We start from the raw sequence: 6,165 nt of genomic DNA, 5'->3' as shown, positions 1-6,165 counted from the left end.
ATTCTGGGCTGCTGCAATCCTCGGTGATCAAACCACTCGGCGCGCCAGGAATTCGACCTCCAGCCGCCATGTCGCGCCATTGTCGTGCGAGCGCTCGCCCAGCCATCGGAAGGAGTTTTCGGTGATGCGTGAAAAGCTCCAGCGTACCGAGCTGCCGGTGCCGTCGGCGCCCACTTGCACGATAGTGTCACCCTCGGCGCGGCCGAGCTGGCGGCTGAAATACTGGTTGCGCGGGTCGCTCCAGAAGATGTGCCAGGCATCCGCGCCGGGATCATAGACGCGCAGCGTCGTGCCGTAAAAAGTCCATGTGCCCAAGGATGGCGATGGACCAGCGTCCCGCGCGGGCAGGATCCACACGTCCTGGATCGCCCGGCCTTCCAGCACCCAGCCGAAATGCACCTCGCCACGCCCGGTCAGTACCGTACCGTCCTCGATGTGGCGCGAGGCGTCGAAAGTCCAGGCGCCGATGAAGCGGCCGTAAAGGCTCAGTTTTTCGGCAAGCCCTTCGATCGGTCCGGAGCTATGCAGGGCTTCGGCAAACGAGGATTGATCGAACATGGTGTGGCCTCTTCTTGTCAGGAGACTGGGAGGGAGTAGGCGGTGATGGGGTTCTGGGCTTGGGAAAAATTGCTATATTCCGGCCATGACAGCGACCACACATATGCTCGCATCCGGACCCGGCTGGCATGTGACGGATGTGATCTGCACGGCCAGCGCCAGCGACCGGCCGTTCGAGGAAGCGCATCAGGATTTCTGCGTCGCTGCGGTCACCAGCGGCACGTTTCGCTACCGCGCCCAACAAGGCACGGCGATGCTGGCGCCCGGCGCGCTCCTGCTCGGCAATCCCGGCACATGTTACGAATGCGGGCACGAGCATGGCAGCGGCGACCGTTGCCTCTCGTTCCATTTCGAGCCGGCCTACATGGAACGGATCGCAGCTGGCGTGCCGGGCGCCAGGAAGCTGGCTTTCGAGGCGGCGCGCATGCCGCCTTTGCCGGTCCTGGCGCCACTCCTAGCCGAGGCGGAGACCGCGCGCGAGATGGCCTACATCGACGCCTTCGAGGAACTTTCCCTGCGCTTGGCCGGTGCTGCCGTGGCTACTGCCTCTGGCGCTACGCATGTCGGGCGCGCGCCCAGCCGCCGCGATCAGAAACGGGTGGCCGAGGCAGTGCGGCGGATCGAACTGGACGCCGACGGGCCGGTCTCGCTTTCAGCACTTGCCGATGAGACGGCGACCAGCCCGTATCATTTCCTGCGCATCTTCCGACAGGTCGCGGGCATGACGCCCTACCAATTCCTGCTCAAGACCCGGCTGCACAGGGCTGCGGTGCGGCTGCGCATGTCCAACGATGCGGTCTCGGCTATCGCCTTCGAGGCCGGCTTCAACGATCTGTCGACTTTCAATCGTCGTTTTCGGCGGATCATGGGGGAGACGCCGCGCAACTATCGCACCCACCGTGGCGCATAGGCCGTTTCTGCTTCGTCAATCGGCCCCGTGCCCGCAAAGGCAGACACGCAGGCTTTTGCGTCAGGGCGGCGAAAACTGCCTTGGCCATATCGTCGCAATCAGCGGTATCCATTTGAAATTACCACCGAAAATGACACTGGAAAAGTGCCGTAAAGGTTGGAGTTTCGGGCTTGCTTCCTATATAAGCACCAAGTGATTCCTGATTAGATTGTGATACGATTTGACCGACCAGAAGACACCGCGCGGCGCCGACGGCGGCCCCACCGGCATCGAGCCGATATCCATCGTCGAGGAGATGCAGCGCTCCTATCTCGATTACGCCATGAGCGTGATCGTCAGCCGTGCGCTGCCGGACGTGCGCGACGGCCTGAAGCCGGTGCATCGCCGCATTCTCTTCGCCGCCCATGAGAGCGGCTACCACTGGAACCGCAAATATGTGAAGTCGGCGCGTCCTGTCGCCGACGTGATGGGTAAATACCATCCGCATGGCGACGCCTCCATCTATGACGCCTTGGTGCGCATGGCACAGGACTGGTCGCTGCGCGTTCCGTTGATCGACGGGCAGGGCAATTTCGGCTCCATCGACGGCGATCCGCCTGCGGCGATGCGCTACACGGAAGCACGGCTGACCAAGGTCGCGCACGAGCTTTTGGAAGACATCGACAAGGACACCGTCGATTTCCAGGACACGTACGATGCGTCGGGCAGCGAACCGAAGGTTCTGCCGGCCCGGTTTCCCAACCTTCTGGTCAACGGCTCGGGCGGCATCGCCGTCGGCATGGCGACCAACATCCCGCCGCACAATCTCAGCGAAATCTGCAACGGCGCCATCGCCCTCATCGACAATCCGGCGATCGACCTGCCGGCGTTGATGGAGATCATTCCGGGACCGGATTTCCCCACCGGCGGCATCGTGCTTGGCCGTTCGGGCATCTACAACGCCTATTCGACCGGCCGTGGCTCCATCGTCATGCGCGGCAAGGTCAACATCGAACAGCGCGGCAACGACCGCGAGTCGATCATCATCACCGAGGTTCCCTACCAGGTGAACAAGTCGTCGATGATCGAGAAGATGGCTGAACTGGTGCGCGACAAGCGCATCGAGGGCATTTCCGATATCCGCGACGAGAGCGACCGCCAAGGCTACCGCGTCGTCATCGAGTTGAAGCGCGACGCCGTTGCCGACGTCATCCTCAACCAGCTCTACCGCTTCACGCCGCTGCAGACCTCCTTCGGCGCCAATATGGTGGCACTGAACGGCGGCAAGCCGGAAGTGATGAACCTGACCGATATGCTGAAGGCGTTCGTCGCCTTCCGTGAGGAGGTGATCACAAGGCGGACGAAATTCCTGCTGCGCAAGGCGCGCGACCGCGCCCATGTGCTGGTCGGTCTCGCCATCGCAGTCGCCAACATCGACGAGATCATCAAGCTGATCCGCACAGCGCCGGATCCGCAGACGGCGCGTGAGCAGTTGATGGAGCGGCGCTGGCCCTCTGGCGACGTGGAATCGCTGATCCTCCTGATCGATGACCCGCGTCACCGGATCAACGAAGACGGCACCTACAATCTGTCAGAGGAACAGGCGCGCGCCATCCTCGAACTGCGCCTGCAGCGCCTGACCGCGCTCGGCCGCGACGAGATCGCCGACGAGTTGAACACGATCGGCGCCGAAATCATCGATTACCTGGACATTTTGTCGTCCCGCGCGCGCGTCCAGCAGATCGTCAAGGACGAGCTTGCTGCCGTGCGCGACGAGTTCGGCACGCCGCGCCGCACCGAACTCACCGACGGCGGTTCGGACATGGAAGACGAGGACCTGATCCAGCGCGAGGACATGGTCGTGACGGTGAGCCATTCCGGCTACATCAAGCGCGTGCCGCTGTCGCTCTACCGGGCGCAGCGTCGCGGCGGCAAGGGCCGCTCCGGCATGTCGACCAAGGAAGAGGATTTCGTCACCCGGCTGTTCGTGGCCAACACCCATACGCCGGTGCTGTTCTTCTCCTCGCGCGGCATCGTCTACAAGGAAAAGGTCTGGCGGCTGCCGATCGGCAATCCGCAGTCACGCGGCAAGGCGCTGATCAACATGCTGCCGCTGGAGCAGGGCGAGCGCATCACCACCATCATGCCGCTGCCGGAGGACGAGGCCAGCTGGGGCGAACTTTACGTGATGTTCGCCACCACGCGCGGCACCGTGCGCCGCAACGATCTATCCGACTTCGTCCAGGTCAACCGCAACGGCAAGATCGCCATGAAGCTGGAGGAAGAAGGCGACGAGATCCTCGGCGTCGAGACCTGCACCGACAAGGACGACGTGCTGCTGACCGCCAGTTCCGGCCAGTGCATACGCTTCTCCGTCGGCGACGTGCGCGTCTTCCAGAGCCGCAATTCGGTCGGTGTGCGCGGCATAACCATGGCCGAGACCGACCGCATCATCTCGATGTCGGTGATAGAGCATGTCGATGCTTCGCCAGCGGAACGCGCCGCTTACCTGAAGCGCGCGGCGGCGGAGCGGCGGCTTGCCACGGAAACGACCGGCGAAGAGGAAGAGATCGCGCTGACCAATGAGGAGATCGGCGAGGAGACGGAGCTTTCCGACAACCGATACGAAGAGCTCAAGGCGCACGAACAGTACGTGCTGACGGTCACCGAGTTCGGCTACGGCAAGCGTTCGTCGTCCTATGATTTCCGGCTGACCGGACGCGGCGGCAAAGGCATCCGCGCCACCGATGTGTCGAAGGCAGCCGAGATTGGCAGGCTGGTGGCGACGTTCCCGGTCGGCAATGACGACCAGATCATGCTGGTGTCGGACGGCGGCACCGTCATCCGGGTTCCGGTCAACGGCATCCGTTTCGCCAGCCGCGCCACCAAGGGCGTGACCATCTTCAACACGGCTGAAGGCGAAAAGGTGGTTTCGGTCGAGCGGATCTCGGAACCGCAAGCGGACGAAGAAAGCGATGAGACGGTCGAGGGCGGTGCTGATGCCGCTCCGGCGCCTGACGCCGGTCCGGAGGGTGCGGACTAAGTCCGGCACCCGGGTTTTGACATAGCAACGCCGGCCAGGTGGCCGGCGCGGCAGCAAGTTCAGGCTTTATCAGTAGTGACGATATGGCTTGCGCGGGCCGAAGCCTTCGAAGCGCTTGGTGTTTGCCTTGACGCGGATGCGTTGCGCCTCCTGATGCAGCCCAAATACGGTGGCGATCAGCATGGCGACGGTCATTGCGGTGGCGAGCATGTAGATCAGCATGTGCGTGTTCTCCTGCGCCTAACAACGGATAGATGGGATTTTGGTTTCATCTTATTAAGGTGCAACCTAGTGAACGCTGCGTGAAGGCTTCGTGATCAGCGTGTTCATCTGTGGTTCATGTGCCGGAAAAGGTTCACGGCCGGCGCGCCGATCGGATTTGCCTTTGCGAGAGAGGCTCGCTAGAGCCTGTCCCATCTTGATGGACGGAAGACGGAACGGGCTCTAGCTTTCATTTGAGCATGATCTTTTCCAAAAACCGGTTTCCACTTTTTGGGATCATGCATTAGAAGCACCTGCCATGACTGAACGCATTGCCCTCTATGCCGGCTCCTTCGACCCGCTGACCAACGGCCATCTCGATGTGCTGAAGGCCTCGCTGGCCGTGGCGGATATCGTTTATGCGGCGATCGGCATCCATCCGGGCAAGCAACCGCTGTTTTCGTTCGAGGAGCGGGTGAAGCTGATCGAGACGGCGACGAAGACGGAATTCGGCAGCGACGGTGCCCGCATCAAGGTCGTCGCCTTCGACGGGCTGGTCATCGACGCCGCCAGGAAGCAGGGCGCCTCGATCATGATCCGCGGCCTGCGCGACGGCACCGACCTCGACTATGAGATGCAGATGGCCGGCATGAACGAGACCATGGCGCCTCAACTGCAGACGGTTTTTCTGCCCGCCAGTCCTTCGGTACGCACCATTACCGCCACACTTGTTCGCCAGATTGCCTCGATGGGCGGCGACATTCGCCCCTTCGTGCCGGCGGCGGTTGCCGGTGCGCTCACAGCCAAGTTCAAGAAGTAAGTTTTCGGAGAAAACCATGCAGCTGAAAAAGCTAGCCTCGTTCCTTGTCGTGCTCGCCGGTCTTGTGGCTGTGTCGGTCTCGGCTTTCGCCGCCGACCCGGAAAACACAATGATCATCACGCTGAAGGACGGCGACGTCACCATTGCGCTGAGGCCCGATCTGGCGCCAAAGCATGTCGAGCAGATCAAGAAGCTGGTGCGCCAAGGCGCCTATGACAACGTCGCCTTCCACCGCGTCATCGACGGCTTCATGGCGCAGACCGGCGACGTCAAGTTCGGCAATATGAAAAAGGGTTTCAGCGCCGAGGCCGCCGGCACCGGCGGTTCCGACCTGCCCGACCTGCCGGCCGAATTCTCACAGACCGAACATTATAAGCGCGGCGTGGTCGGCATGGCCCGCTCGCAGGACCCCAATTCGGCCAATTCGCAGTTCTTCATCATGTTCGCTCCGGCACCGCCCCTCGATGGCCAGAAGACCACGCCGTCATAGGCGCCTTCCCTGGCCAGTTCCTTGATGCGGCCGACATGGCCGGGCGCCAGGTCGGGGAAAAGTTCTATGACGACCGTGCCCTTAGTCGTTTCCATGATGAGCGCGTTCTCGCGGTCCTTGATTTCGGCCATGTCAGATATCCTTTTGAGTAAACAGAGTTATTC

At 62.1% G+C, this 6,165-nt stretch carries 5 protein-coding genes and 2 pseudogenes; 4 read left to right on the top strand and 3 right to left on the bottom strand.

The annotated features are described in order from the left end of the window. Positions 1 to 27: 27 nt before the first annotated feature. Entirely contained in the window at positions 28 to 558 is a 531-nt protein-coding gene (locus EN750_RS14700) for a hypothetical protein (protein ID WP_127396844.1), read from the bottom strand. 85 nt (positions 559 to 643) lie between these two features. On the opposite strand from EN750_RS14700, the gene EN750_RS14695 reads away from it, so the two are divergent. Further along, positions 644 to 1,468: an AraC family transcriptional regulator gene (locus EN750_RS14695; protein WP_127396843.1), complete on the top strand. Its 825-nt coding sequence runs from the start codon at positions 644 to 646 to the stop codon at positions 1,466 to 1,468. 220 nt (positions 1,469 to 1,688) lie between these two features. Next, on the top strand, positions 1,689 to 4,490 hold the full coding sequence (gene gyrA, locus EN750_RS14690; RefSeq protein ID WP_127396842.1) for a DNA gyrase subunit A: 2,802 nt from the start codon (positions 1,689 to 1,691) through the stop codon (positions 4,488 to 4,490). Positions 4,491 to 4,559: 69 nt separating this feature from the next. Here the strand turns inward: gyrA and EN750_RS14685 are convergent, their stop codons facing one another. Then, on the bottom strand, positions 4,560 to 4,712 hold the full coding sequence (locus EN750_RS14685; RefSeq protein WP_081714296.1) for a hypothetical protein: 153 nt from the start codon (positions 4,710 to 4,712) through the stop codon (positions 4,560 to 4,562). A gap of 298 nt (positions 4,713 to 5,010) precedes the next feature. On the opposite strand from EN750_RS14685, the gene coaD reads away from it, so the two are divergent. Then, a complete protein-coding gene (gene coaD / locus EN750_RS14680; protein ID WP_127272529.1) occupies positions 5,011 to 5,511 on the top strand; it encodes a pantetheine-phosphate adenylyltransferase in 501 nt (166 codons plus the stop codon). A gap of 16 nt (positions 5,512 to 5,527) precedes the next feature. Then, positions 5,528 to 5,989, top strand: a pseudogene (locus EN750_RS14675) (peptidylprolyl isomerase); the annotation flags it as partial. On the opposite strand, the pseudogene EN750_RS14670 reads toward EN750_RS14675, so the two are convergent. After that, positions 5,983 to 6,132: pseudogene (locus EN750_RS14670) on the bottom strand (peptidylprolyl isomerase); the annotation flags it as partial. The pseudogenes EN750_RS14675 and EN750_RS14670 overlap by 7 nt on opposite strands. Positions 6,133 to 6,165 lie beyond the last annotated feature (33 nt).

The organism is Mesorhizobium sp. M7A.F.Ca.ET.027.03.2.1, assembly GCF_003999175.1.
Classification (GTDB): domain Bacteria; phylum Pseudomonadota; class Alphaproteobacteria; order Rhizobiales; family Rhizobiaceae; genus Mesorhizobium.
The sequence above is the reverse complement of the archived record's forward strand: the minus strand, read 5'-3'. Positions and strand labels throughout refer to the sequence as shown.

Coding starts and splice junctions, on each gene's coding strand:
- EN750_RS14700 (WP_127396844.1), bottom strand. CDS start 558: ATGTTCGATCAATCCTCGTTTGCCGAAGCCCTGCATAGCTCCGGACCG.
- EN750_RS14695 (WP_127396843.1), top strand. CDS start 644: ATGACAGCGACCACACATATGCTCGCATCCGGACCCGGCTGGCATGTG.
- coaD (WP_127272529.1), top strand. CDS start 5,011: ATGACTGAACGCATTGCCCTCTATGCCGGCTCCTTCGACCCGCTGACC.
- EN750_RS14685 (WP_081714296.1), bottom strand. CDS start 4,712: ATGCTGATCTACATGCTCGCCACCGCAATGACCGTCGCCATGCTGATC.